At 66.2% G+C, this 24210-nt stretch carries 27 protein-coding genes and 2 pseudogenes; 15 read left to right on the top strand and 14 right to left on the bottom strand.

The features are described 5' to 3' along the window. The first annotated feature begins 50 nt into the window (after positions 1–50). The 7 genes and pseudogenes from NFW05_RS05005 to NFW05_RS18530 form a co-directional block, all read left to right on the top strand. Positions 51–1259: a sigma-54 dependent transcriptional regulator gene (locus NFW05_RS05005; RefSeq protein ID WP_295303156.1), complete on the top strand. Its 1209-nt coding sequence runs from the start codon at positions 51–53 to the stop codon at positions 1257–1259. An 11-nt stretch (positions 1260–1270) separates the two neighbouring features. Then, positions 1271–1498 (top strand): hypothetical protein, encoded by a 228-nt coding sequence (locus tag NFW05_RS05000; RefSeq protein WP_295303154.1) that lies wholly within the window; start codon positions 1271–1273, stop codon positions 1496–1498. 636 nt (positions 1499–2134) lie between these two features. Next, positions 2135–2527, top strand: coding sequence for a hypothetical protein (locus tag NFW05_RS04995; RefSeq protein ID WP_295303152.1), 393 nt, complete (start codon positions 2135–2137; stop codon positions 2525–2527). 105 nt (positions 2528–2632) lie between these two features. Beyond that, a complete protein-coding gene (locus NFW05_RS04990; protein WP_295303150.1) occupies positions 2633–3052 on the top strand; it encodes a hypothetical protein in 420 nt (139 codons plus the stop codon). A gap of 68 nt (positions 3053–3120) precedes the next feature. After that, positions 3121–3957 carry a PEP/pyruvate-binding domain-containing protein gene (locus tag NFW05_RS04985; RefSeq protein ID WP_295303148.1) on the top strand — a complete coding sequence of 279 codons (837 nt, stop codon included), beginning with the start codon at positions 3121–3123 and terminating at the stop codon, positions 3955–3957. 6 nt (positions 3958–3963) lie between these two features. Next, positions 3964–4119: a PEP-utilizing enzyme gene (locus tag NFW05_RS18535; RefSeq protein ID WP_363321723.1), complete on the top strand. Its 156-nt coding sequence runs from the start codon at positions 3964–3966 to the stop codon at positions 4117–4119. Further along, positions 4067–4279, top strand: a pseudogene (locus tag NFW05_RS18530) (pyruvate, phosphate dikinase); the annotation flags it as partial. The gene NFW05_RS18535 and the pseudogene NFW05_RS18530, both read left to right, overlap by 53 nt. Before the next feature lie 660 nt (positions 4280–4939). On the opposite strand, the gene phoU reads toward NFW05_RS18530, so the two are convergent. The 6 genes from phoU to NFW05_RS04955 all read right to left on the bottom strand — a co-directional run bounded on the left by phoU (position 4940) and on the right by NFW05_RS04955 (position 10211). After that, positions 4940–5662 (bottom strand): phosphate signaling complex protein PhoU, encoded by a 723-nt coding sequence (phoU, locus tag NFW05_RS04980; RefSeq protein WP_295303147.1) that lies wholly within the window; start codon positions 5660–5662, stop codon positions 4940–4942. Between the two features lie 73 nt (positions 5663–5735). Next, positions 5736–6518, bottom strand: a complete 783-nt coding sequence (pstB, locus tag NFW05_RS04975) for a phosphate ABC transporter ATP-binding protein PstB (protein WP_295303145.1) — start codon at positions 6516–6518, stop codon at positions 5736–5738. Between the two features lie 14 nt (positions 6519–6532). Then, positions 6533–7375 (bottom strand): phosphate ABC transporter permease PstA, encoded by an 843-nt coding sequence (gene pstA, locus NFW05_RS04970; RefSeq protein WP_295303143.1) that lies wholly within the window; start codon positions 7373–7375, stop codon positions 6533–6535. Positions 7376–7397: 22 nt separating this feature from the next. Continuing rightward, positions 7398–8387, bottom strand: a complete 990-nt coding sequence (gene pstC, locus NFW05_RS04965; protein ID WP_295303174.1) for a phosphate ABC transporter permease subunit PstC — start codon at positions 8385–8387, stop codon at positions 7398–7400. An 85-nt stretch (positions 8388–8472) separates the two neighbouring features. Further along, a complete protein-coding gene (pstS, locus tag NFW05_RS04960; protein ID WP_295303141.1) occupies positions 8473–9492 on the bottom strand; it encodes a phosphate ABC transporter substrate-binding protein PstS in 1020 nt (339 codons plus the stop codon). 137 nt (positions 9493–9629) lie between these two features. Beyond that, complete coding sequence (locus NFW05_RS04955; RefSeq protein ID WP_295303139.1) at positions 9630–10211, bottom strand: PhoU domain-containing protein; 582 nt, start codon at positions 10209–10211, stop codon at positions 9630–9632. Here NFW05_RS04955 and NFW05_RS04950 point away from each other — a divergent pair. Further along, positions 10211–10909 (top strand): Uma2 family endonuclease, encoded by a 699-nt coding sequence (locus NFW05_RS04950; protein ID WP_295303137.1) that lies wholly within the window; start codon positions 10211–10213, stop codon positions 10907–10909. The genes NFW05_RS04955 and NFW05_RS04950 overlap by 1 nt on opposite strands. Positions 10910–10924: 15 nt before the next feature. Here the strand turns inward: NFW05_RS04950 and NFW05_RS04945 are convergent, their stop codons facing one another. From NFW05_RS04945 to NFW05_RS04935, 3 genes are all read right to left on the bottom strand, one after another. Further along, positions 10925–11605, bottom strand: a complete 681-nt coding sequence (locus NFW05_RS04945) for an HAD family hydrolase (protein WP_295303135.1) — start codon at positions 11603–11605, stop codon at positions 10925–10927. 64 nt (positions 11606–11669) lie between these two features. Then, complete coding sequence (locus NFW05_RS04940) at positions 11670–12131, bottom strand: pyridoxamine 5'-phosphate oxidase family protein (protein ID WP_295303133.1); 462 nt, start codon at positions 12129–12131, stop codon at positions 11670–11672. 91 nt (positions 12132–12222) lie between these two features. Further along, entirely contained in the window at positions 12223–12780 is a 558-nt protein-coding gene (locus NFW05_RS04935; protein ID WP_295303131.1) for a hypothetical protein, read from the bottom strand. Between the two features lie 139 nt (positions 12781–12919). Between NFW05_RS04935 and NFW05_RS04930 the strand changes: the two genes are divergently transcribed. Both NFW05_RS04930 and NFW05_RS04925 read left to right on the top strand, forming a co-directional pair. Next, entirely contained in the window at positions 12920–15352 is a 2433-nt protein-coding gene (locus tag NFW05_RS04930) for a hypothetical protein (RefSeq protein WP_295303129.1), read from the top strand. A 66-nt stretch (positions 15353–15418) separates the two neighbouring features. Next, complete coding sequence (locus NFW05_RS04925) at positions 15419–16873, top strand: hypothetical protein (protein ID WP_295303127.1); 1455 nt, start codon at positions 15419–15421, stop codon at positions 16871–16873. 84 nt (positions 16874–16957) lie between these two features. Here NFW05_RS04925 and NFW05_RS04920 read toward each other — a convergent pair whose 3' ends face one another. The 5 genes from NFW05_RS04920 to NFW05_RS04900 are packed head-to-tail and all read right to left on the bottom strand — an operon-like array spanning position 16958 to position 19182. Continuing rightward, positions 16958–17524, bottom strand: coding sequence for a DUF3365 domain-containing protein (locus NFW05_RS04920; protein WP_295303125.1), 567 nt, complete (start codon positions 17522–17524; stop codon positions 16958–16960). A 21-nt stretch (positions 17525–17545) separates the two neighbouring features. Further along, positions 17546–17935 (bottom strand): OsmC family protein, encoded by a 390-nt coding sequence (locus tag NFW05_RS04915; RefSeq protein WP_295303123.1) that lies wholly within the window; start codon positions 17933–17935, stop codon positions 17546–17548. 33 nt (positions 17936–17968) lie between these two features. Then, positions 17969–18409 carry a DUF6691 family protein gene (locus NFW05_RS04910; protein ID WP_295303121.1) on the bottom strand — a complete coding sequence of 147 codons (441 nt, stop codon included), beginning with the start codon at positions 18407–18409 and terminating at the stop codon, positions 17969–17971. Between the two features lie 9 nt (positions 18410–18418). Then, positions 18419–18853 (bottom strand): YeeE/YedE family protein, encoded by a 435-nt coding sequence (locus NFW05_RS04905; protein ID WP_295303172.1) that lies wholly within the window; start codon positions 18851–18853, stop codon positions 18419–18421. Further along, the gene (locus NFW05_RS04900; RefSeq protein WP_295303119.1) at positions 18853–19182 is read right to left on the bottom strand and encodes a metalloregulator ArsR/SmtB family transcription factor; all 330 of its coding nucleotides are present in this window, start codon (positions 19180–19182) and stop codon (positions 18853–18855) included. The genes NFW05_RS04905 and NFW05_RS04900 overlap by 1 nt, the downstream gene beginning before the upstream one ends. Positions 19183–19359: 177 nt before the next feature. Here NFW05_RS04900 and NFW05_RS04895 point away from each other — a divergent pair, with 177 nt between their 5' ends. The 5 genes and pseudogenes from NFW05_RS04895 to NFW05_RS04875 all read left to right on the top strand — a co-directional run bounded on the left by NFW05_RS04895 (position 19360) and on the right by NFW05_RS04875 (position 24179). Continuing rightward, complete coding sequence (locus NFW05_RS04895) at positions 19360–20226, top strand: MBL fold metallo-hydrolase (RefSeq protein WP_295303117.1); 867 nt, start codon at positions 19360–19362, stop codon at positions 20224–20226. Between the two features lie 7 nt (positions 20227–20233). Beyond that, positions 20234–21055: a sulfite exporter TauE/SafE family protein gene (locus NFW05_RS04890; protein WP_295303116.1), complete on the top strand. Its 822-nt coding sequence runs from the start codon at positions 20234–20236 to the stop codon at positions 21053–21055. A 467-nt stretch (positions 21056–21522) separates the two neighbouring features. After that, the gene (locus tag NFW05_RS04885; RefSeq protein WP_295303115.1) at positions 21523–21918 is read left to right on the top strand and encodes a hypothetical protein; all 396 of its coding nucleotides are present in this window, start codon (positions 21523–21525) and stop codon (positions 21916–21918) included. Positions 21919–21955: 37 nt separating this feature from the next. Next, positions 21956–23053 (top strand): annotated as a pseudogene (locus tag NFW05_RS04880) (DUF935 family protein); the annotation flags it as partial. Then, on the top strand, positions 23040–24179 hold the full coding sequence (locus NFW05_RS04875; RefSeq protein ID WP_295303114.1) for a phage minor head protein: 1140 nt from the start codon (positions 23040–23042) through the stop codon (positions 24177–24179). The pseudogene NFW05_RS04880 and the gene NFW05_RS04875, both read left to right, overlap by 14 nt. Positions 24180–24210 lie beyond the last annotated feature (31 nt).

Raw genomic sequence — 24210 nt, 5'->3', positions numbered from 1 at the left:
GCCAGCGCCGTCTAGAATCGTTTCATTGAACGGATTACGTGACCCAGAGAATGGAAAACAGTGATATTTCACGGTTCTGCGATTTGTCTGCACTGGAAGCGATAGCCGAGCAATGCGGCCGAGACGATTCGGGCATCGAGGAGTTCCTTGGCGAACTCTGCCGGAACCTTGGTCCGGCCGGCCGGCAGCTGATCATGCGTTTGCTCGAGGAACGCCGCTCGCTGCGCTTCAAGCGCGCCGGTCAAGGCGACACGATCGTCGGCGCGGAGACGGGCCTGCGCGAAGTGATGGAGGCCGTCCGCCAAGTTGCGCGGTCGAGCGCGCCGGTCCTTCTGCTCGGCGAGACCGGCACGGGGAAGGAAGTCGCAGCACGTGCGGTGCATAGGCATTCCCAGCGGGTAAACGGACCCTTCCTGCGCGTCAACTGCGGCGCGATACCGCCCGAACTGATCGATTCGGAACTATTCGGACATCAGCGCGGCAGCTTCACCGGCGCGTCGGCGACGCGGAAGGGCTGGTTCGAACGCGCGGATGGCGGGACCCTGTTTCTCGATGAGGTCGGCGAGCTGACGCCGGCAGCACAGGTCAGGCTGCTACGCGTCCTCCAGGATGGGAGTTTCGTCCGCGTAGGAGGAGAGCAGACCCAGAATGTCGACGTCCGCGTGATCGCTGCAACCAATCGGAACCTCCGCCAGGCTGTTCACGACGGCGCGTTCCGTGAAGACCTTTGGTTTCGCATCGCGGTCTTCCCGATCCTGCTACCCCCTTTGCGGGAACGCCTTCAGGACATCCCCGCGATGGCCGCGCATTTTTCCCTGCGCGCCGCCGAACGCCTCGGCTTGCCGCCGCGCATGCCGGATGCCGGCGACCTTGCCCTGCTCTCTTCCTACCCCTGGCCCGGCAACGTGCGGGAACTGGCCTCGGTGATCGAACGTGCCGCGATTCTCGGCAACGGTCAGCGCCTCGAAGTTGCCAGGGCCCTGGGCGTACCGCCGCAGCGGCCGAACTCCGCGCCGGCCGCTGCCGCCGTTCACGTACCCGAATCAGCCAGGACCACCGGGCATCACGAGGATCTATCGTTCGAAGAGGCCAGCCGCAAGCACATCGAGGCAGCACTCGTGCGAAGCTGGGGACGCGTCGAAGGCCCGTTCGGCGCGGCCCGCCTTCTCAACCTGAACCCGCATACCCTGCGTTCGAAAATGCGCCGGCTGGGTATCGACGCCAGGCGCTACAAGTCAGGCTCGTCATACCCGCAATAGCGGATCAAGGGGTGCAGGAGCGGCAAGACTCCGCAGAACTCCCTTTCGTATCGCCGCGCGGCGGCGACGCCGGGCTGTCTGCGCCCGACCGCAAGCTGACCGGGGTCCATGCCGCGGCAAAACGCGAGGCCGCCAACCAACGCCCGCCGGTGCTCGAGGCCGAGCAGCGCCGCTGGATCAAGGGACGCGGCAACTGCTCGAGGAGCGAGGACATGCGCGCCTGCGTGCGCGAAACGTAGGTCCCTCGAATCGCTGGTCTCCAGGCCCGCTATCGTCTGGTCCGGCCGAGCGGCCCGGTGCAGGCTGCCTGCCTCGGGGGCTTGCCGTCGCCGCCGTCACCGCCGCCACCCTCCCCATCCCCGGCGTCGGCCGCCTGCTCACGTTCCAGGTCATCGCCCTGCCGATCGACGCCGACGGTCTGGCCGGCGTTCTGACTGTCCGCCTGACTTCCTGTCCGCTGTCTGCTCATCGCCGTCAACGTCGCGCTCGTCACCCTCTGCGCGAGGCCGGCGTCGGCAGGGCGATCCAGACATCACTGGGACCATCGCGACACACGCCGGTCAGCGGCGCGGCAAGCGAACCGCTTCCAATCGGTTTGGGCGACAGTGCCCACGGACCGGTTCGCGACATCCGGTCTGGCCGAATGCTGCGGAATGGCTCGCCGAGGTCGTCTCTGGCCTGTCGCAGCGATCGCCGTGACGAGAAAGGCGGCCACCGTCTCTCGGCGTCCGTCGCCGCTGCTCGCCGCGCGTTCGCTGGAAGGGACCCTGCGGCAGATTTCATCACGACCTCTGAGCCAGGTGGCGCCCGGTATGGACATATGGCCGTCACATTGCCGCCGCATGATCTCGATCGGGCTTCGACAAAGACGACACATGGCAGACAAAACACGGATCAGCGACGCACTTGGCGAACCGAGGTTACTCTTGCCGACCCTGGCCAACCAGGCACTCGCCGCAATCGACCGCGCCAACTTCCATTTCACACGGCTGCAAATGGCCCAAACGCCTGCTGACGATCCGCAACGCACCACCCCGGAACTGATTGCCGAACGGACCGCAGCCGGCGTAGACGAAGACAGTCTCGACGCTCTACCCACGCGCAGCACGAGACTCGAGCCCGGTCGCCATTCGATGCCGGAGGTATCGACGCTATGCGAACGCCTGTCTGGCGAACTGACCGCCATGCTCGCCCCCTGGCGCAGTAGCAGCGTTGAAGACGCGGAAAGCTTCTCCGACAGGCTGGCCGCACTGCACGCCGAGCCGTGATGTGACGACGACACGATCACGGCCGCGCAGATCGCGCGACTCACCTCGGGAAGTCGAGAGCGAGGCGACAGTGCACACCTGATGGCCATGGACATGCATCGGGCATTGAATGCACTACAGATCGGCAAGGCTTCGGAGAACATTGATGGCGCAGCCGCCTACGGGATCAACCCCGGGTTCGCCGCCTTGGTCGCCGCTTTCATGCGGGGAGTCAATCGCACACGGATGCTCAAGTTCGAACATCCGGGCCTGGGCACGACTGCCACGAGGGTCGGCGAACGCGTCGTTCTGCAGAACGATATCGGCACTACCGATACGCACGTGCTGGTGGTGCACGTGCGCGGAACGAGTGTCACGGTGACGTATACCGATGTGCACATCCAGCGCCTGCTGTTCTTCCAGAGCCTCCTCAAGAGCCAAGCGGTGCGCTGGCAAGATACTCTCTCGCGCACCGATCGCGAGATGGAGGAAGGGGTCTACCATCTGTGTAGGCTGGTTCACGGGGGGGCAGTGATACCGCACTGACCGACTACCTAGCGTTCCTTGGTTCGCGCCTGGTCTTCCTCATCGACTGGAACCGGGCACGAACGCGGTTGCGCCTGCTGTTGCCCAAGCGAGAAAGCATGGCCCTCCTCAAATGGGCGGCGGACGAGAACGTCGGCCACATGGCCTGGCTATTGGCGGGCGGCGAGCAACTGGTTTTCGAGGCCTTGTCGTTTGCCGCCAAGGCCCCTCGGACCTTGGGCGCCCGCCTCGACGACCTGCTCGATGTCGACATGGCGTTCGTCTTCATGCAGTTCGTTCTGCAGTCGTGGTCGACTCCGCGCGCCAGAGAGTACCGCCGGATGCACGGAATCGCGGAAGATGTGGGCACCGCGGTTACCGTACAGCGGATGGTCTTCGCCAACTGCGGTGGACGCTCCGGTTCCGGAGTTGCTTTCACACATAATCCGGCCAGTGGCGAGAACCGTATGTATCTCGATTTCCGCCTCAACAGCCAAGGCGAGGACGCCGTGTCCGGGCGCCACAGCGCCAGTGGTGCGCCAGGCCTGCGCGCGGCACTGCCGTCGGTGGCAGCCCGGCTGCAGTCACTGCGCGGGGTTCTGGAAGACGAGTTCGGGGACGCTCAGGAATTCGAATTCACGGTCCAGGACGGCGTCTTGTGGCTGTTGCAAACGCGCGACGCCAAGCGCACACCGTGGGCCGCTTTGCGCATTGCCGTCGAACAGGTGCGGGCGGGCAAGCCGACCACAGCGACCGCCCGCCGACGCCTTGCCGGCATCGACTTCACGCTTGTCGAACAGAGGCACGTGGCGATCGACGCGGCCAGCACACTTCTCGCCAGCGCGCTGCCGGCGAGTATTGGGGTCGCCAGTGGCAGCATCACGCTCGACGCCAGTACCGCCCAGACCTACGCAACCGCGGGGTGACAGGCGATTCTCGTCCGGGAAGACACGAGCACCGACGATCTCGTCGGCATCGCCACGGCGCACGGCATACTGACCGCGCGCGGCGGTCGGACGACGCGCAGCGGCGGTTGCACGGCAGCTGGGCAAGGCTTGTCTCGTCGGCTGCACGACGCTGCGCATTGACACTGTCACCCGCTCCATCAATTTCGGGGACCGCGGGCTCGCAGAGGGTGAAGTCATCACACTGGATTGCGAGAATGGCCGCATTCTCGCCGGCGAGGCGCCAGTACTGATCGAACGGCCGACCCAATGGCTGGACGAGGTGGCAAGCTGGCCGACCTAGCCGCCACCGGCGGGTTGCGTCTTCCTCTCTGAGGACTGAGACGGCCGCCAATCCGGCTTACCGAGACGAATCGAGAAGGATTGCGTCCTGAAGAAGGCCGGGACAGTTCGGGAGACGGGAGGGCTGGAGAACCTCTGCTGTCGTAGCAAGCGCCCGGGGAGAAAGGACTCAGCGCATGCACCGAATTGTAGCCGGCATCACAACGCTCGAGCAGCATCTGGAAACACTCAGCAGCCAGCCTGAGACGTACCCTACAGGTCAGTGAGCAGGGTGCAGGTGCGCAAGAGGCATTCTTCGTCCCAGGTGATTTCGTTGGTCCGCAGGCGGTGGACGCCGGGGTGGGCATCGTACCGGGAACCCGCTCCTTTTCCCAGGTCCCCGCGGGGCTTCGACGGGCCATCGACCATATGCCGCAATCCGGCCCCGAAACGCCGGCAGGACTGATCGAGCATCGCTCCTTCCCTGAGTTGCCGGCTCGGCGAATGGCAGATCCGGTGACCTGTCCAGCCGCTGCGCTTGCCGATCTAAACCACGGTCGGTCACGAATCGCGCGGACCTCGGCCTGTTCAGCGTCGCCGGCGCAAAGCGGCCGGTAACCGCAGCAGACGAGCGCAAGACGCGGCAGTTCTTCAATACCCGTGTCGCCCTCGACGACGAGAATCAGCGGCAGGCTGGAGTCTGGCCGGCTGATCCTGCGTCCGCTGTCGTCTTGGCCGCCGTGTGTCTGACATCCTTGCCGCTGACGATATAGATCACGTCTTCGGCAATATTCGTCGCATGATCACCAACGCGTTCGATGGCCTTGACGATCCAGACGATGTCGAGCACCTCGCTGATCGTGCGCGAGTCTTCCATCATGCAGGTGATCAGTTGCCGGAGGATGGCGTTGAAAGCGGCATTGAGTTCCTGGTCCGCGGTGATCACCTGGCGGGCTTGCTCGCCGTTCATGCGCGCCAGAGAATCGAGCGCTCTACGCAGCATTTCACCGGCCAGTTGGCCATAGCGGTGCAAGTCGGGCAGCCGCGGGATGCGCTGGCCGCAAGACTGATGCACCTCCTGCGACATCCTGGCGATCTTCGCGGCCTTGTCGCCAATGCGCTCGAGGTCGGTGACGATGCGCAGAATGGCCGTCACCAGGCGCAGATCGCGCGCGGTCGGTTGCCGGCGGGCAATCAGCAGGGTGCAGTCTTCGTCGATGCCGACCTCTTCGGTGTTGACCTCGCGGTCAGTGTCGATGACCCGCTGCATTTCCCTGATGTTCCCGGTGTGGAAGGTCTCGATCGCGGTCAGCAACTGGCCTTCAACCAGATCGCCCATCTGCAGGATGCGCGTGCGGATGTGTTCAAGATCGAGGTCGAACTGCTTGCTGAGGTGATCACTCATTCGGCTGCCCTCAAACTCTGTCAAAGGATAAACGGCTGAAGACGACGACTGCCATCAGCGACAGGAAGCGGCATCAACCGAAACGCCCGGTGATGTAGTCCTCGGTCTGCTGGTTTTTCGGCTTGACAAACAGTTCGCTGGTGCTGCCAAACTCGACCAATTCACCGAGGTAAATGAATGCCGTATAGTCCGATATGCGCGCCGCCTGCTGCATGTTGTGGGTCACGATGGCGATGCTGTACTCCGACTTCAGTTCGTTGATCAACTCCTCGATCTTCGCCGTCGAAAGCGGATCAAGCGCCGAGGTGGGTTCGTCCAGCAGGACGACTTCCGGCTTCACCGCGATGGTGCGGGCGATGCACAGACGCTGCTGCTGACCACCGGACAGGGAGAGGCCACTCTGCTGCAGCTTGTTGCCCGTTTCTTCCCACAGCGCCGCCTTGCGCAGCGCCCACTCGACGCGTGCGTCCATGTCGGATTTCGACAACCGTTCGTAAAGCCTGACACCAAAGGCGATGTTTTCGTAGATGGTCATCGGAAACGGCGTTGGCTTCTGAAAGACCATGCCGATCTTGGCGCGGACCAGGTTCACATCCTGCCGATGGTCCAGCAGGTTGCTGCCGTGGAAGTTGATCTGCCCGTCGGCGCGCTGACCCGGATAAAGGTCGTACATGCGGTTGAAGGTGCGCAGCAGTGTGGACTTGCCACAACCGGAGGGGCCAATGAATGCCGTGACTTTGCTCTTGGCGATATCCAGGGACACCTTGTTCAAGCCACGGAATTCGCCATAGTAGAAGCTGAGGTCACGGACAGCCAGGATGGCTTCGGGTTCGACGTTTTCTTGCGGCGGGGGCATAAGCAACTCCGGCTTCAGTCTGAGGATTTCTTGCGGAACAGGACTCGTGCGATGACGTTGATCGCGAGCACCAGCAGGGCAATCAGCAGGGCACCGCCCCAGGCCAGATTGACCCAGTTGTCGTAGGGGCTCATGGCGAACTGGAAGATCACCACAGGCAGGTTGCCCATCGGCATCGACATCTCGGTACTGTAGAACTGGTTGCTCAGTGCGGTAAAAAGCAGCGGCGCGGTTTCTCCGGCGACCCGCGCGATGGCCAGCAGGATGCCGGTCAGGACACCAGCCTTGACCGCGCGCAGGGTGACTTTCAAGGACACCTGCCAGTGCGGAGCGCCCACCGCAAACGCCGCCTCGCGCAGGCTGCCGGGCACCAGAACCAGCATGTTCTCGGTCGTCCGCACCACCACGGGGATGGCGATCAGCGACAAGGCCAGAGATCCCGCCCAACCAGAGAAGCCACCGACAGTCTCTACCGCCAATGCATAAACGAACAGGCCGATGACGATGGAAGGCGCCGACAACATGACGTCGGTCACGAAACGGGCGGCGGCAGCGAATCGGGATCGGCCGCCGAATTCGGCCAGATAGATGCCGGCGAGGATGCCGACCGGTGTGGACACCAGTGCCGTGAAGCCGACGATCAGGAGACTGCCGACAATGGCGTTGCGCAGACCTCCCCCTTCACTACCCGGTGCCGGCGTGTCCCGGGTGAACAAATCCCAACTCAAGGCGGCGAAGCCGTTGTACAACAGGGTCCACAGAATCCACAGCAGGGCGAGCAGGCCGAAGGCCATCGCCGCCATCGACAGACCGACCCCGATACGATTGGTCATGACGCGACGGGAATAGAGACTCATGGCATGGCTCCCGGGAGTCGTCTCATTTGCCTTGCTTGGCGATGCCGCGCTGGATCAGCCAGCGGGAGATCGCGAGGACGATGAAGGTGATGATGAACAGCACCAGACCGAGGGCGAACAGCGCCGAAATGTGCAAACCGGGATCGGCCTCGCCAAATTCGTTGGCCAGCGTGGAGGCAATCGAGGTACCCGGTGCGAACAGGCTGCCGACGATGCGGTTGGAGTTGCCGACGACGAAGGTGACGGCCATGGTTTCTCCAAGGGCGCGGCCAAGCCCGAGCATGATGCCGCCAACCACGCCGACGCGGGTGTAGGGCAGGACCACGCCGGTGACGACTTCCCAGGTGGTGCAACCGATGCCGTAAGCGGATTCCTTGAGTTGCGGCGGCACGGTTTCGAAGACATCACGCATCACCGAGGCGACGAAGGGGATCACCATCAGCGAGAGCACGATCCCGGCGGTGAGAATGCCGATGCCAATCGGCGGACCGGCAAACCAGCCCCCGATCACCGGGACCGGGCCGAAAACCGCTTGTAGATAGGGCTGCACGTAGCGGGCGAACAGCGGCGCAAAGACGAACAAACCCCAGATGCCATAGATGATCGAAGGCACACCGGCCAGCAATTCAATGGCCGTACCGAGCGGGCGGCGCAGCCAGGCCGGGCAGGTTTCGGTAAGGAACAGGGCGATGCCGAAGCTGACCGGTACGGCGATGCTGAGGGCGATGACCGAGGTGACGACGGTGCCGTAAATGGCGCTGAGTGCGCCGAACCGTTCATCGGGCACATTCCAGACACGGCTCCAGAGAAAAGACACCCCAAATTCCCTGAACGCAGGCATCGCTTCGAAGGTCAGGGCGACCAGGATCCCGGCCAGCGCGGCCAGAACCAGCAGGGCGAACAGCAGGGTCACCCGATGGAAGATCATGTCCTGGAGCTTGAACTTCCTGACCTGGTTCGCCTGGCGAGCCTGACTGCCCTGGTCATCGACCACAACTGGATTGCTGGTCATCACGGCGCTCATGTCTATCATTCCTGACTGGTCAACGCGTTCCCCGGCAGTCGCCCGGATTCCCCGGGAATGGACCGGGAAGGCCTTACTTGATGGTCTTCATCTCGGCTTCAACCATCCTCACCACACTGGCAGGCAGTGGCACGAATCCGAGTTCCTCGGCCATCTTCTGGCCGTTGTTCAAAGCCCAGGTGAAGAAGTCGACGACGGCCTTCTGCTTGGCGGGATCGGCGCCCTTCTCGTAGGCCAGGACATAGGTGGCACTGGTGATCGGCCAGGCATCCTTGTGGGCCTGGTCGAGCAGGTCGGGCGCCATCCCCTTGACCTTGAAGTTGGCCCCGGCAGCGGCGGCCTCAACGGCATCCTGGGTAGGCACGATGTAGTGCCCGGCCTTGTTCTTCAGCGCCACGAAGCGCATCTTGTTCTTCATGGCATCGGCGAGGTCGACATAGCCAATGGCGCCAGCAATTTTCTGCACGTTGGCGGCAACGCCTGGATTGCCCTTACCGCCGACGCCGTTGGCAGGCCAGTTCACGGTGTTGCCGGCACCGACTTCGCTCTTGAACGACGCCGACTGCCGAGCCAGGTAATTCGAGAAGACAAAGGTGGTCCCGGAACCGTCGGAACGAAAGCCTACGGTAATGGCCATGTCAGGCAGGTTGAGGCCAGGGTTCAGGCTGACGATCGCGGGGTCGTTCCACTTCCTGACGGCACCGCGGAAGATCTCGGCGAGCGTCGGGCCATCGAGTTTCAGTTTGCCGGACTCGATCCCGGGCACGTTGATCACGATGGTCACTGCGCCCATCACGGTCGGAAACTGCGCCAGGCCGGCAGCGTCGAGGTCCGTCCCGCTCAGCGGGGCGTCGGTACCGCCGAAGTCCACGGTTCGGGCCTTGATCTGCTTCACACCACCGGAAGAGCCGATGCCCTGATAGTTCACCCGGTTCCTGGTAGCGGTCTGATAGACTTCGGCCCACTTGGTGTAAACAGCGTAGGGGAAGGTGGCGCCGGCGCCGGTGATGTCGGTGGCCAGGGCGGAAAGGCTGAGCGAAACGGCGGCGGCCAGAGTCGTCAATTTGAGCAGGGTGCGGCGAGGGTGAGTCATGCTGGATCTCCGTACGGATCGTTCTTTCGTTGAGAGCGCGGCAAGTGTATCGGGCGTCTGTGACAGCATGGTGACGGTTGGGGAATGCGGAGCGTCAGGCGGCTGCGACTGACCCACCCCGGCAGCAACAGCTCGACTCAAGAGCCATTCACTCTCTTGGCAGGCGAATGCCCGAGGTCAACACCGGTGACCGCGTAGATGACGTTTTCGGCGATGTTCCTGGCATGATTGCCAACGCGTTCGATGGCCGTCGCGATCCAGAGCATGTCGAGCGCCTGGCTGAGCGGGCGCGGATCCTCAATCATCGAGGTGAGCAGTTGCCGCCTGATGGCTTTGAAGGCGGCCTTGATTCCCTTCTCGGCCTTGATCACCTCGCGGGCAGTGTCGACTTCATGCGTCTGACCGAAGCGCTGATCGTCATGCTCTCGGTCCGCTTGGCGCTGGCCGGCGTCGCGGCGGAAGGCGGGGTGTGATGCCGATCCACCCCGACCACGCCAGCGAAGTGGTCGAGGCGAAATGCCGGGCCGACGGGCTGGAACCCGAGGTGGCGGATCCCTGCGCAGCGGTGATCGCAGGGGCGGTCGACGCTGATCAAGCAGCGGCCGCTGCAGCGCGCGGTCGAACAGCGCGGGGGTGCTGAACTCGGCGCCACGTGTCCTGGCCACGGAACTCGCAATGCCGGTGACTCCCCTGGGCAGCGACGCCACCGGATGTGGCATTGAATCTCTTGCCGCTGTTCGCCCATGCCGACGACCGACGCGATGCCTGTCTCGAAACGGGATTGCCTCCGGGAGAATCGCCAGACCATGATCTGGCGTGTCATCGAGCCTGTGAGCCTGCCATGCCCACCTTATCGGAAAGCCTCGGACGTGCTGCCAACCGTCATCACTGCTGGTCAGTGGAGGAGTTTCATCGCATGGCCCAGTCCGGTTTGCTGGATGAGACCGACCGAGTCGAGTTGATCGGTGGAGAACTGGTGGAAATGGCACCGATAGGCAGCAGGCATGCATTTCTTGTCGACCGTCTCGCCGAGTGCCTTGGCAGCGATCCTTTCGCCAGCCCCATGGTGCGGGTGCAGAACCCCATCGTCCTCGACGAACCTAGCGAACCGCAGCCGGACATCACCCTCCTCAAACGGGCCAACCATGCCGACCGACACCCTACAGCCACTGACGTCCTGCTGATCGTCGAGGGTTCCCACGCCACACTCGAATACGACCGCGATGTCAAACTTGCGCTCTACGCGCGCGACGGAGTTCCCGAGGTCTCCCTTTTTGATGTCACGGCAGGCGAATTGACGGTCTATCGCGAACCCATCGAGGGGCAGTACCGCTTGCTGCGCAAGCCCACGACCTCGGAAGCGACAGCAGCGCTGCTGGTGCCGGGGGTTGGGATTGCGTGGGCAGAGGTGGTGTGACTCCTCCTGCGCCGGTCAGCGCCGCGCGAGTTCCTCGATCGGGCCGCGCAGCTCGCCCATCCGGGTAAACACCCGTGTGGCCCCGGCGGTGAGCAGCGTGCCGGCGAAACCGGGCCGGACGTGCCCGCCTCCACAGAAGCCGAAAACCTCCATCGCTGCGGCACGCGCCGCCCGGACTCCAGCGACGCTGTCCTCGACGACCACGCAACGCTCGGGTGAAACGCCCATCTCGCGAGCGGCGTAAAGGAACAGGTCGGGCGCCGGCTTGCCGCGCTCGACCATCTCGGCGCTGAACAGATGCGGCTCGAAAAAGGGCAGCAGACCGGTGACCGCCAGGTTGGCACGGATCTTGTCGGGCGTTCCGGACGACGCGACGCACACCGGCCACGACAGGGAGCCGAGCAGTTCGATGACCCCGGGCATCGCCTGCAGCTCCGCGTCGAAAGCCGCCCGGTCGCGCTCGCGCAGACGCGCCGCGAAATCTGGCGGCAGCGGGCGGCCCCATTCGCTCTCGATCAGCGCAAGTACCGCGCGCAGACTGATTCCCGTGTAGCGCTCGATCGCCTCTTCGGCGGTCAGCGGAAAGCCGGTCTCGGTCAGCATCGCGGCGAGCGTCCGGCTGGCGATCGGCTCGCTGTCGACGAGCACGCCGTCGCAGTCGAAGATCAGCAGCAGCGGCGCCGACGCCGGGCTCATCGGCAATTCTGCCCGCGCTGAGCGCCCTGGCCGCCGGCGACCTGCCCTCGCGGCGATTGGCCGATCATTGCCCGGCGGCTCCGGGGTACCACTCGCGCACCTCTTCGAAGTGGCTGACCACGCGATAGACACCGACGCGTACGCGCAGGACCGCACAATCGGGCGCCTGCGCGAAGTCGGCCAGCGTCGGGTGACGCGCAGCGAATGCAGCGCGCAGCCGAGCAGCCTCGCTCCCGGCGACTTCCTCGGCTTCACCGATCGCCGTCACCGCCAGCGCGTCGCGGGTGTCGGTGCCCACGTTTTCCCGATCGTCGAGGAATAGCGCGACGCGCCGGTTGGCCGTCAGACTCGCGAACTTGCGCGTACGCCGATCGGTGAGCAGGGTCAGGAAGCAGAGATCGTCACTGACCGCGAAGGCCATCAGGTTGGCGTAAGGCTGTCCGCCGCTCTCGGTCGCCAGTACCAGGTAGCGCTGGCCACCGAGTACGCGCTGCAGTTCCATCCGAAGCGTCGCCTGTCGATCCATGACCCTCCTCCCTCGCGCCTACGCCCGCGTGCCGCGTGCGGCCGCGCGCAGAACGCCGACCAACGACCGGCGAGCACTCCGGACTGCCAGATCAGAGTCCAAGCCGTCCCTTCATCCCGAACGCCTTGTCGAGCACCCCCGAACCGATTGCCTCGAGGTAGTCGATGGCCCCCTTTGCATAGCCGACCGGCTGTGCTCCAGTCGCTTCCCTCCAGACCTGGGCGACCTCGGATGGCCCGAGCAGGCGTTCGATGCCGTCCGCCTGTTCGAGGACCGCCGCGAACGAATCGAGCCAGCGATCGCCCGGAGCGTAGCGATGGCCGATGTGCCCGATTTCGTGCCGCGCCTCGCCGGCCTCGAAAGCCGACCAAGATCCGTCGGTGGCGCAGGCAAAGGCACTGCCACCGGGCAGCGGCAGCAGCTTCGCCAAACTTTGCTGGCCGCCTTCGGCGCGCAGCGTGAAGCGGAGCGTCGGCAGCCCGCGGTGGCGCAGCGCCGGAATTATCCGGTGTTCGATCAGCCAACTGTCGAGGCCACGCGTGCCGGCGAGCATCAGGCGCATCAATTCTCCCTGATCGGCGCTCGCCCGCCGCGCACGGGCGAGCAGCGTGCCGGCGTCTTCGGGCCAGTCAACAGTCGGTTCGTTCATCGGGTGTTCCCATGGGGAAGAGCGTCAATCGCGGCCGCGAGGCCGTCAAACGCAGTCTATACTGTTCCACGCGGGTGTGTACGCGGCGGAGGATCAGGATGAAGACGAAGGCCCGACGGGCTCGTGCGGTGGCTGCGCGGTGGTGGTCGACACCGCCAGCGACGTGGCCATCGCCGATTGCGCCGGAGAGGACACGGCGATGAGCGGCGATCCGCATGCCGTCTCGCTGCACGGCTGGCAAGCCTGCCTGGCGATCGCCCAGCAGCGCCTGGCCAACCCGGATTTCCGGCTGGACGTTCGCGAGTCGTGCGAGTCGATCTTCGGACCGGCGTCGTTCGAAGGAACGGCCAGCGGACTCGGCGTCTCGCTGCTCGAGACCGGAATGGATCTGCTCTCGCTGGTGTTCAGGCTCGGAGGCGTCCTGCGGACCGAAACGCAGAGCTTTCGCGTCGGCGAGGGCAGCCTGGAGATCACCACCTCGCTGCAGACCGTCGACCGCGGCGACCACTACGCGGTCGTCCCGAGACTCGACGACCCCGACCTGGCGGTCGGCTTCACGTGCACGGAGCTCGGCAGCCTCGAAAAGGCGCTGATCCAGACCTGCCTGCGCAACTGGATCCGCAGGCACGTCGCGAGCAACCCGTTCGCACTCTTCTCGTTCGCCAGCGACCTCGGACACGGCGCCGCGCCGGCCTTGCCCGTATTCGCCGTTTCTTCGGCGTACGCGAAGTACTCTCCCGAGTACTCGTCGCTGCTCGTGCTGTTCGGCGATTCGCGACCGCCCGGCCAGTTCGACGATCTGACCATCGACCCGCACGTCCTGCCCAACGGCCAGACCGCGGTTCTCTGGATCTCGCCCGAGCTGCTGCACAGGAGTGGCGGCCAGGCGCTCGTCGATGCGGCGGAGAGCGAACTCGCCCTGCGACCGCGCGGGATGAACGTCGACGTGCCGCGGGTGTCGGAGGCGGTCCGCCGCTGGTCGGCGTCGATCATCGGCAAGCTGACGATCCCCGGCGGCCTTGAACTGACCAGCATGCAGATGCTCCCGCCGGGGTTGATGCTCTCGGCCACTCCGCTGTCGATCGGCGAACTCGACGCGCTGCGCGCCTGCGACCCGACCCTCGATCCTCCCGACCGCGTCCAGGTCCAGGCCGAGTCGCTGTTCCGCGACTGCCTGCTGCATTACATGAACCCGCAGTACCGCAAGAATCTGCTCGACAAGGACTTGCCGGCCCTGCCCAGGGAAGTCCGGCAGATCACCGCGGCGCAGGGCGCATGGTACGCGAAGTACGCCCGGCTCGAACTGGCCAGGGCGATCGCCGGCAGCGTCCCGAGGCCCAGGGCCCCCTTCGACCGGCTCGAAGCGGGCAGGATCGACAGGAAGCTGCGCGAGATGCGACTCTCCGAGACCTTCGAGGATCAGAGCGCCAAGCTCTACGCGCTCGCCTTCTGCCTCGTCCACCCGCGGATCTCGTTGTACATGGACGACGCGGCGAACTGGCTCGGCCCCTATCGCGAACACCTGACCAGCGACGCCTACGCCGACCGGCTGGCCGACGAAATCCGCGGGCTCGGCGGGGCTCTCGACGAGGCGCCGAGAGCCCGGCTGCTCGGCCGGATCCATGAAGACATCGCCAAGCTGACCGTCCTCGATCTCAGCCGCAAGACCGCCCGGGAGACCCTGCCGGCGACCGTCGCATCGCTTCTGCAGCGGCTCGCCCAGCGCGAGTGGAAGAGTTTTCTCGCCGAGCGGCGCGACCGGTTTGCCGACGCGCTCGCCCGCGTGCTCGGCGTCGTCGACAGCGAGGCCGGTGCAGACGAGTTGCGGAGAGCGCTCGCCGCCGCCGGTGGCCGTCCGGCGGTAGCCAGCGCATTGACCGCGCAGCTCGCGCACTCCGCCGCTTGCGGGTCGAAGAGCCTCGAAGCCGCGATCGACGAGTTCTGCCGCGCCTGGCCCGCGCATTCCGCGACTCTGAGAAGCGGGTTGAGCTTCGCGACCTCGCGTGCGCTGGCCGGGGTGCTGCTCGAGGAGATCGAAGGCGACCTCGCCGACGAGGACCGCGACGCGCCACCGACCGACCACCTCGAGCAACTGGCCAGCGGCTTCTCGTCGGCGCTGCGCGCTGGCCTCGACCTCGCCAGGCTGCTCAAGGAGAAGCTGACCAGCGTCCTGATCACCAGCGCCAAGACGATCCGCTGGGCAGGTCAGAAGCTGCTCGAGAAGCTCCTCGAAGGGGCGACGCGTCTCTTGCGCGGAGTCCGGCTATTCGCCGGAATCCTGGCCGGGGCACTGGCCTTGCTCTCGGCGGCGCTGTCGATCAACGACGCCGTCGCCGATTTCCGGAACCACCGCTACGGGGCCGCGGTGACCGAGGTCCTCGCCGCGGGAGTCTCGCTGTTCAGTGTGCTGGCGATCAGCATGTCCTGGTCCGGACCGGTGTCCTGGACCCTGATTGCCGTCGGTCTGATTCTCGTGGCCATTCGCTTCATCTTCTTCGGCGGCGAGGGTTCGCCGAGCGAGTTGGCCAGGACGCTGCTCCAGGAGCTGGCGACCGACGGCGCGACGGCATGATCGACGTCCGCGCTGCTGCGGCGCATCCGCCGATCGACCACAGAAAAGACCAACAGGAGAACCGAAATGCCCACGCAGGACACGACCAGCACAGCGCCTTCGCCGATGCACGCGGCCCCGCTGGCCAGCGCACCAGTCCGCTACCTCGACAGCGAACTCAACGGCTGGGACTACGTGATGGCGATCACCGAGGAGCAGGTGAACAACGGACTCAGGATCGCCTTCCAGGGAAGCTACCGGGGACCGCGCCTACCCGAGATCCCGAAGCAGATCCGCGTGACCTACGCCGGCGACATCGAGATCACCCTCGAACTCGGCCCACCGACGATCCACGCCAGGCGTAGCGGACTCAATCTCTGCGACCTCGAGGTGCCGATCCTGCACGGCGCGATCCGCCCGGGCTCGAGCCCGCACGCGACGCGCATGCACACGCTCGAGAAGGGCGCGACGCTGCGCATCACGACTTCGCTGGCCAGCGACGAAGTGCGCGTCGAGGATACCGGTCCGGGTAGCAGCGGCGGCTACGTCGAGCACGACATCTACGTCAGGTTCAAGGACCGGAAGGCCATCTACAGCGTGGTGCTCACCCAGCCGTGGGAGTCGAAGGTGCCCCTGGATACCCTGCAGGACCTGATCCAGCAGGAACTGTGGCGCTGGAACGGCCGCGAATTCCGCATCGGCGGCTTCCGCGTGGCCGCCGATGCCGACCCGTTCGTCCCCCGGCTCGTCGACTTCAGCTTCGTCCTCGACGAGCGGAACCCGGCGCGGAACACGCTGCTCGTCTGCGCGTCGCTCGACGACAACGGCCCGTCGACCGACGACCGGCTGCGTTTCGCCGCTCCGATCCTGCCCGAAGGTCTGCCGGCCGCGCTCTGGCTCGGCGATCGTCTGGTCATGGGCCGGATCCTGCAGCCGATGATGGCCGAAGCCTTTGCCAGGATCGGCGTCTCGCGCGTCGCCTACGATGGCCGGACGAAGACGCTGTCGATTCCCGCGCCGGTCGCGCTCGCCCCGGTCAAGGGCCACACGACGACGCTCGCCGAATTCACGCTCCGACCCTCAGGCCGCCGCTTCGTCGTGCACAGCCTGACCAACAGCCTCGACTGGACTTTCGTCGGCCTGAACTTCGCGGCGAAGGTCGACGGCCACATCGCGGTCGGCGTCTCGGCCGACCACTGCTCGTTCGTCAGCTCATCGGGTGTCGACGAGAAGAGTCACGAGATCACCAACCTGACCTTCTGGAAGCTGCTCGGCCTGGCCTACGCGAGCGCCGCGACGCTGGCGATCTTCGCCTTCATCTTCGGCTCGGTGCTCGACGACATCTTCAAGGCGCTCGACAGCGGAACCGACTCGGCGATGAGTTCACATCTGACGACGGCGAGCGGCAAGCTCAACGAGATCGCCGCGCGCGTCCCGGCACTCGAGGATCTCGGCGCCAGCGGGCACCTGGTCTTCGACGACCTCGTGCTCCACGACAGTGGCGCCGTCTGCGTCGGCATCCGGCGCACGCAAGCGGCCTGAAGGCGCGGGCAGCCACCCGTCAGCCCGCAGGCACACGGGCAGCGCCGCGCGTCCGGGAACCGGTCTCCGACTGCGGGGGCTTACTCAGAGCGGGCGCTTGACGGTCAGCGCGCCGCGAATCTGGCCCTTGACGTAGCCGATCGCCCGGTCGTCGGGGTAGGTCTCGGAAAGCTTCCTGCGCAGCTCGGGATCGAGCCCTTCGGCTGGCCCGTGGCAGTTGAGGCACACGTCGCTGACCGGAAGCGCCTTCATGTAGCGCAGCACCGGTCGGCCATCGACGCTGACGATCTCGCTCTTCTCGAGCGTCTCGGGCCTTTCTCCGCTCGCTGCCCGGCGATCGAAGTCGGCGAGCTGTACGATTTCCCAGGCGTCCGGAGTCGCGCGCTCGGGGTTGCGCGTCTTCAGGCTGACCCGCCGGATGACCCAGCCGGTCTCCTCGCGCTTCTTCCCGACCAGCTTCGGAGCGAGATCCCTGCACACCGGAATCGCGCCGGCAACGCCCTCCCTGGCCATCGCATCCTGCATCGCGGCGACGACCTCGGGAACGACCGGCAGGACGGTCTCGCGGGTTTCGGCGGCGAGAACCTCGAGATCCTGGGCGCAGACGGGCAGCGTCGAGACGAGCAGGGCGATGGCGATCGACGATTTCATGGCCGCAATCCTCCGCTGGGGTCAGGCTGCGGCCGCGGTCTCGACGACCGGAAAGGCGATCTCGGCACCGACTTCGACGATCTTCTTCACGGCGCAGTGGCTGATCGCCTCGATAACCCGCGCCTTCTGCTCGGCGGTGAACGCTGCAGGAAAGCTGACCTCGGTCCGGTAGCGCGAAAGCGTCAGCGGACCGCCGTGACCGGCATAGGGCTTGCAGCCGATGCGGATTCCGGCAGCGGGCAGTCCCATTTCCTTGCACGCCTTCTTGGCGAAGACCGCCGCGCAGCTCGCCAGCGTCGCGTAGAACACCTCGAGCGGGTTCATCAGCGAGCCATCGACGGCGTAGCTGACCTGATGCCTGGCGCCGGCGACGGTGATCACCGGCGAGTCATCGACATGAACTGAATACATGGGCTTCTCCTCAAAAAGAAAGATGGATGGCGCTCAGGCGTCCGGGGTGAGCTGACGCGCCCTGCGCAGGCGCTCGAAAACGGCGAACAGCGCCATTCCGGCAAGCATCGCGAGTACGAAAACCAGCCCGCCGGCCGCTCCGCTGCCGAGCAGGACCAACGCCGGACCCGGGCAGATTCCCGCAAGTCCCCAGCCGACGCCGAACAGCGCGCTGCCGGCGAGCAGCCGGCGGTCGATCTGCCGCGCCGTCGGCAGTTGCATCGGCCCGCCGAGCAGCGAGGCCTTGCGGCGCGCGGCGAGGCGGAAGGCGGGGAAGCCGACGGCGATCGCCCCGCCCATGACCAGAGCCAGCGAGGGATCCCAGGGCCCGGCGAGATCGAGAAAACCGAGCACCTTGGCCGGGTTGCTCATCCCCGAGACGATCAGACCGATGCCGAAGACCAGACCGACGACGAACGAGATCAGGACGCTCATGCAGCGCTCCTAGACGAAAAGATGGCGGCAGACGAAGACGGTCGCGAAGCCGGCACTCATGAACACCAGCGTCGCGACCAGCGAGCGCGGCGACAGTCGGGACAGCCCGCAGACCCCGTGGCCGCTCGTGCACCCCGAACCGAGCCGGCTGCCGAAACCGACCAGCGCGCCAGCGACGACGAGCGTACCCCAGCCGGCGTCGATCCGGCTCTCGGGCAGCGCGGCAAGGACCCGGTAGAGCAGCGGCGCCGCGACGAGACCGAGCGCGAAGGCCAGACGCCACGCGGAATCGCCTCTCGAGGGCGAATGGAGCAGGCCGCCGATGATCCCGCTGATCCCCGCGATGCGCCCCTCGAGCAGGATCAGCAGCGCCGCGGCGAGACCGATCAGAGCGCCGCCGGCCAGCGCGCTCGCGGGAGTGAAGTGCAGCCAGTCGATGGTCATCATCGTGTCGAATCCCCCGCTCTCGGGCAGTAGAGTTGATAAAGCGTGGCGAGCAGGGCGAGCACCCGCTCGTCGGCCACCGAGTAGTAGATCTTCTTGCCGTCACGCCGGGTATTGACCAGCCCTTCGGCGCGCAGCACGCCGAGTTGCTGCGACAAGGTCGGCTGATGGAGATCGAGCAGTTCCTCGAGCTCGCCGACCGACTTCTCGCCTTGCCCGAGCTGGCACATCAACAACAGGCGGTTGGCGTTGGCCAGAACGCTGAGCACGGCCGTCGCCTGACCGGCCGCCGCGCGCATCGCGTCGATGTCGAGAGTCGTCGTGTCCATCAGTCCCCTGAATCAGCAGCTTCGGCTTGACAACATTCTATGAACCGGTATTATGTTTGTCAATATATTGTTTTTGACTGATCGACGGATTGCCGGCGGCGCGCAGCGGCACCGCCCCGCCAGCCGACCACGCCGGGTGCGATTCCGGCGATAAGACGTCCCCTGAGGAGCAACGCCATGCACATTGAAGCCTCTTTCGATCCAGCGACCAGCAGCATCAGTTACCTCGTCTTCGACGCCGATCGCCGGCACTGCGTGATCGTCGACAGCGTTCTCGATTACGACCCGCGCTCGGGAAGGACAGCGACCGGCAACGCCGACCAGCTCGTCCGCCGGGTGATCGAAACGGGCGCCCGGGTCGAGTGGATCCTCGAGACGCACGTCCACGCCGATCACCTCTCGGCTGCGGCGTACCTCCAGGAAAGGCTCGGCGGACGGACCGGGATCGGCAATCGGCTGAGCGTCGTCCAGGGCTTCTTCGCCAAGCTGTTCAACGTGGGACCGGGCTTCGCCACCGACGGCAGCCAGTTCGACCGTCTCTTCGCTGACGGCGAGACGATCGGCGTCGGCCACCTGAGCATCGACGTGTGGCACACCCCGGGCCACACACCGGCCTGCGTCAGCTACCTGATCAGCGACGGCGCAGAACGGGCGGTGATCGTCGGCGACACGCTGTTCATGCCCGATACCGGGACGGCACGCTGCGACTTCCCGGGCGGCGACGCACACACGCTCTATCGCTCGCTGCGCCGCCTGCTCGCGCTGCCGGCCGAAACGCGAATCTGTCTCTGCCACGACTACCCGCCGGACGAGCGGCCACCCACCTTCTTCAGCAGCGTCGGCGAACAGCGCAGCGGCAACATCCACGTGCACGACGGGGTCGGCGAGGAGGAGTTCGTCGACCTGCGCCGTCGCCGCGACGCCACTCTGGCGGTGCCGGTGCTCCTGCTGCCCGCCGTCCAGGTGAACATGCGCGGCGGCCGACTGCCCGAGCCCGAAGCGAACGGCACGCGCTACCTGAAGATCCCGCTGAACGCGATCTGAAACGGCGATGCCCATCGATCCGGCCATCATCGCCCCGCTACTCGGCGCTGCCGTCGGTCTGGTTCTCGCCCTGACCGGCGCCGGCGGCGGGATCCTCGGCGTGCCGCTGCTGGTTTTCGGGCTCGGTCTGCCGATCCAGCAGGCCGGGCCGATCAGCCTGCTCGCCGTCGCACTCGCCGCCGCGCTCGGCGCGCTGCTCGGGCTGCGCCGGGGAATCCTCCGCTACCGGGCCGCCGGCCTGATCGGCGCCTGCGGAATGGCCGCCGCACCGGCGGGAGTCTATCTCGCGCACCTCATTCCCAATCACCCGCTGACCGTGGCGTTTTCACTGCTGCTGGCGTGGACGGGGTGGCGAACGCTGCGCCAGGCCCGGCGTCCGCCAGCGAGCCCGAAGCCCATTGAACAGCCCAAACCGTGCCGGCTGAACCCGGACGTCGGCGGCTTCGACTGGAACCTGCGTTGCGCGCGGGCACTCGGCGGCACCGGCCTGCTCAGCGGCGTGCTCAGCGGCCTGCTCGGAGTCGGCGGCGGCTTCGTCATCGTTCCGGCGCTGACCCGCTTCTCCGATCTGCCGGTCGACAGCGTCATCGCTACCTCGCTCGGCGTGATGACGTTGGTGTCGATCGGCGGCATTGCTTCGGCCGCGGTCGGCGGCAGCATCGCCTGGCCGATCGCGCTGCCTTTCGCCGGCGGAGCGATGGCCGGTCTGCTGGCCGGCCGCCTGCTCGCCCGGCGCGTCGCCAGCCGGCGGCTGCAGCAGAGCTTCGCGGCCCTCTGCCTGGCGGTCGCCGCCGCACTTCTCGGGCGCGTCGTGCTCGCCGCCCTCTGATCGGCCCGTGACGCCGCGAAACGGCCACGCCCGCCGGTGAAAGCCCCCGCAGCGGTCGCGCGAGCGGATGAAAGCCGCGCGCACCGCTCACCGGCGACAGTGCAGCTGCCACACGCGGTCGACCTCGACCTACACCCGCGCGCAATTGGGCACACGCCGGACCGGCCGCTGGGCAACCGGTCGCGCAGGAAGGCGCCCGCAAACCCGCCACCGAGCACCGCCAATGCCCCCAAGCTCCGCTGGCCGCTAAAGCGGCAGCCAGCGCAGTTTCCACTCCCTTGCCAACGCCATCTGCCTGCCGCTGCGCGGCACGAGACCCGCCACCGGCGTCGACTACAACCGCAATACGATGATCGAACAGGGGCTGATCCGGGCCGAGGATTCGACGATCATCTGGACCTCGCCATCGCGCGTCATTCGTCGGGCGGCTGCGGCAAGCTCTTCGCCGAATCGATCGAGACCTGGACATGGCGGCGATCGATGCCGTCCGCAGCGTCTGCGCCGGCCGGCTGCAGGTCTTCTTCAGCGCCGTCTGGCCGTCGGCGCGGCCACAATGCGTCTCCAGCCACCTCCATATCTGGGAGTTCAACATCCGCGATTCGACGATCCTCGGTATCGCCGGCGCCGGCGGTCTCGGCATGCTGATCAGCGAGGCTAGCGCGCTCTTCCAGTCGGAACGGCTATCGACGATCCTGACCGTCGTCGTGCTGCGGGTCGCTTCCTTCGACGCGATCAGCCGACGGATCCGAAAGGCACTGCCGTGTACACCGCCGTCGCCGTCGATGCCGCTGCCCAGGCCCGGCGCGACGGCAGCGGTGGCAAGCGAAGCGGCTCCGGCGGCCGGGGTGCCGCCCGGTTCGTGATGGCGAGGCGAGCGATCGGGCGCGTCAGCGCCGCCGGCGGCCGGCGAGGGCAACCCCGCTCGACGCAAGACTCTTCAAGTTCGCCGAAGACGGGTCGCTGCGTCTGCTCACGCGCGAGCAGACGACCCGTGGCGAGCCGGTGCCCGAGCGCAAGTTCATCGTGCATTCGACTGGCTCGAAGGACGGCAACCCGTACGGGCTCGGGATCGGCCAGAAAATCTGGTGGCCGGTCTTCTTCAAGCGCCAGTCGACCTCGTTCTGGCTGCAGTTCCTCGACAAATTCGGCGCGCCGACCGCGGTCGGCGAATACGAACCCGGCGCGCAGAACATCGACGAGCTCGAGGAGGCGCTGGCGCGGATCGCCCACGACGCCGGCGTCGCGGTCCCTCGGGGCTGCTCGATCCAGCTTCTCGAGGCGACGCGCGGCGGCCAGGCGACGCACGAGTCCCTGGTGCGCTACATGGACGAGCAGATCGCCGGGGCGATCCTCGGCGACGGGGGCGGCAGGGGAACCGGCGGCGTCGGCGGCGAGCTGGCCAGTGCGGCGATCCTGCGCAACGAGTTGCGCCTGGAGCTGGTGCAGTTCGATTCGGACATCCTTTCGGAGACGCTCAACCAGACGCTGATCGCCTGGGATGTCGCACTCAACGTGCCGGGGGCGAACCCGCCGCGCCTGGTGCGCGAGATCAAGCAGGACGAAGACCTCGAAGCCCGCGCCAAGCGCGACAAGCTGATTTTCGACATGGGCTTCCGGCCGACGCTCGCCTACCTCACCGAGACCTACGGCGGAGAGTGGACCGAGACCGACGCCAGCCAGACCGGCAAAGCCGAACGCAGCGGATCGAGCGCGGTTTCTTCCGATTTCGCCGAAGGCGACGCGCCCGATCCTGGACAGGCCGTGCTCGACGCGGCGCTCAGGGCGCTGCCTGCCGCCGACATCGAGGCGGCGATGCAGGCGCTGCTCGCCCCGGCGATCGCCGCGCTGCAGGCCGGCGGCACTCCCGACGAAGCCGGCGACGCGCTGCTCGAAGTCTTCCCGAAGCTCGACAGCTCGGCGATCGAGAAGCTGCTCGCCCGGGCCATCTTCGTTGCCGACCTCTGGGGGCGGATCTCCGGACAGCATGCCGGGGGTTGACCTCGGCTTCGCGATCGGCCTCGAACCGAAAGACGCGATCGCCTACCTCAAAGCCAAGGGCTACACCTTCGGCTTCAGCTGGACCGACGTCTGGCAGGAAGCGCACGCCAAGGCGTTCACCGCGGCCGGCGTGATGAAGGCCGACGTGCTCGCCGATCTGCGCGGCGGGCTGGTCGAAGCGTTAAAAACCGGCGCCACGAGACAGGATTTCATCGACCGTTTAACGCCCATCCTCCAGCAGAAAGGCTGGTGGGGCGCGCACGCGCAGACCGACCCGGTCACCGGCGAAATCCGCGGCAAGGGGCTGACGCCGCGGCGGCTGGCGACGATCTTCGACACCAACATGCAGACCGCGTACATGGCCGGGCGCTACCGGGCGTTCATGGCCAATGCCGAAGACCGGCCGTACTGGCAGTACGTGGCGATCATGGACCAGCGCACCCGGCCGGCGCACGCCGCGCTGAACCGCCGCACCTTCCGCTACGACGATCCGATCTGGTCGTTCATCTACCCGCCGAACGGCTTCCGCTGTCGCTGCTCGGTGCGCGCGCTCGACGCCGCTGACGTGGCCAGCCGGGGCATCGACGTCTCCAGCAGCGAGGGCAGGCTCTCCGACGTCCAGGTCCCGACCAGCCGCAAGCCGGACGCGCCGCTGGCCACCGTGACGCGCTTCGAGTACGCCCCGGGCAAGTACTTCGCGCCCGATCCGGGGTGGAACTACAACCCGGGAGCCTCCGCGCTGGGCGGTTTACAGGAGGTTGTCGACCAGCGATTGAGCACGCTCGACGCGCCGCTCGGCGCCGCGATGTGGCAAGGGTTGAAGACGGCGCTCGGCGAGGAAACCGCCACTCGCTTCGGGCGCTGGGTAGATGATGTGCTGGCCGCCGGACGTGGGCGCGGGTTGTACGCAATCGTCGGCGCCATGACGCAACGCGAGGTTTCCCATTACACGGACGCGGCAGGCATAGCCCCGGCAACCGCGGAAATCGCTGTCGAGGATCGCCTGCTCGTCGGCAAGAAGGCCGACCGCCATGCGCGCAAGGGTAACGCGCTGACGGCGGACGAATGGAAAAGCCTGCCGCTGGCACTGGTCAATGAACGCTGTCAAGTCCAAAATTTGCTGTAAATTCCGTCGGTCGGTTCGATGATATCTGGTT

The organism is Accumulibacter sp. (assembly GCF_023806625.1).
GTDB lineage: Bacteria > Pseudomonadota > Gammaproteobacteria > Burkholderiales > Rhodocyclaceae > Accumulibacter.
This window is presented reverse-complemented; position numbering and strand designations above follow the sequence as displayed.

What these genes read in the sequence shown, in the direction of transcription:
- NFW05_RS05005 (WP_295303156.1), top strand. Translation starts at nt 51, where the DNA reads ATGGAAAACAGTGATATTTCACGGTTCTGCGATTTGTCTGCACTGGAA.
- NFW05_RS04995 (WP_295303152.1), top strand. Translation starts at nt 2,135, where the DNA reads ATGGCAGACAAAACACGGATCAGCGACGCACTTGGCGAACCGAGGTTA.
- phoU (WP_295303147.1), bottom strand. Translation starts at nt 5,662, where the DNA reads ATGAGTGATCACCTCAGCAAGCAGTTCGACCTCGATCTTGAACACATC.
- pstB (WP_295303145.1), bottom strand. Translation starts at nt 6,518, where the DNA reads ATGCCCCCGCCGCAAGAAAACGTCGAACCCGAAGCCATCCTGGCTGTC.
- pstA (WP_295303143.1), bottom strand. Translation starts at nt 7,375, where the DNA reads ATGAGTCTCTATTCCCGTCGCGTCATGACCAATCGTATCGGGGTCGGT.
- pstC (WP_295303174.1), bottom strand. Translation starts at nt 8,387, where the DNA reads ATGACCAGCAATCCAGTTGTGGTCGATGACCAGGGCAGTCAGGCTCGC.
- pstS (WP_295303141.1), bottom strand. Translation starts at nt 9,492, where the DNA reads ATGACTCACCCTCGCCGCACCCTGCTCAAATTGACGACTCTGGCCGCC.
- NFW05_RS04955 (WP_295303139.1), bottom strand. Translation starts at nt 10,211, where the DNA reads ATGCCACATCCGGTGGCGTCGCTGCCCAGGGGAGTCACCGGCATTGCG.
- NFW05_RS04945 (WP_295303135.1), bottom strand. Translation starts at nt 11,605, where the DNA reads ATGAGCCCGGCGTCGGCGCCGCTGCTGCTGATCTTCGACTGCGACGGC.
- NFW05_RS04940 (WP_295303133.1), bottom strand. Translation starts at nt 12,131, where the DNA reads ATGGATCGACAGGCGACGCTTCGGATGGAACTGCAGCGCGTACTCGGT.
- NFW05_RS04935 (WP_295303131.1), bottom strand. Translation starts at nt 12,780, where the DNA reads ATGAACGAACCGACTGTTGACTGGCCCGAAGACGCCGGCACGCTGCTC.
- NFW05_RS04925 (WP_295303127.1), top strand. Translation starts at nt 15,419, where the DNA reads ATGCCCACGCAGGACACGACCAGCACAGCGCCTTCGCCGATGCACGCG.
- NFW05_RS04920 (WP_295303125.1), bottom strand. Translation starts at nt 17,524, where the DNA reads ATGAAATCGTCGATCGCCATCGCCCTGCTCGTCTCGACGCTGCCCGTC.
- NFW05_RS04915 (WP_295303123.1), bottom strand. Translation starts at nt 17,935, where the DNA reads ATGTATTCAGTTCATGTCGATGACTCGCCGGTGATCACCGTCGCCGGC.
- NFW05_RS04910 (WP_295303121.1), bottom strand. Translation starts at nt 18,409, where the DNA reads ATGAGCGTCCTGATCTCGTTCGTCGTCGGTCTGGTCTTCGGCATCGGT.
- NFW05_RS04905 (WP_295303172.1), bottom strand. Translation starts at nt 18,853, where the DNA reads ATGACCATCGACTGGCTGCACTTCACTCCCGCGAGCGCGCTGGCCGGC.
- NFW05_RS04900 (WP_295303119.1), bottom strand. Translation starts at nt 19,182, where the DNA reads ATGGACACGACGACTCTCGACATCGACGCGATGCGCGCGGCGGCCGGT.
- NFW05_RS04895 (WP_295303117.1), top strand. Translation starts at nt 19,360, where the DNA reads ATGCACATTGAAGCCTCTTTCGATCCAGCGACCAGCAGCATCAGTTAC.
- NFW05_RS04890 (WP_295303116.1), top strand. Translation starts at nt 20,234, where the DNA reads ATGCCCATCGATCCGGCCATCATCGCCCCGCTACTCGGCGCTGCCGTC.
- NFW05_RS04885 (WP_295303115.1), top strand. Translation starts at nt 21,523, where the DNA reads ATGGCGGCGATCGATGCCGTCCGCAGCGTCTGCGCCGGCCGGCTGCAG.
- NFW05_RS04875 (WP_295303114.1), top strand. Translation starts at nt 23,040, where the DNA reads ATGCCGGGGGTTGACCTCGGCTTCGCGATCGGCCTCGAACCGAAAGAC.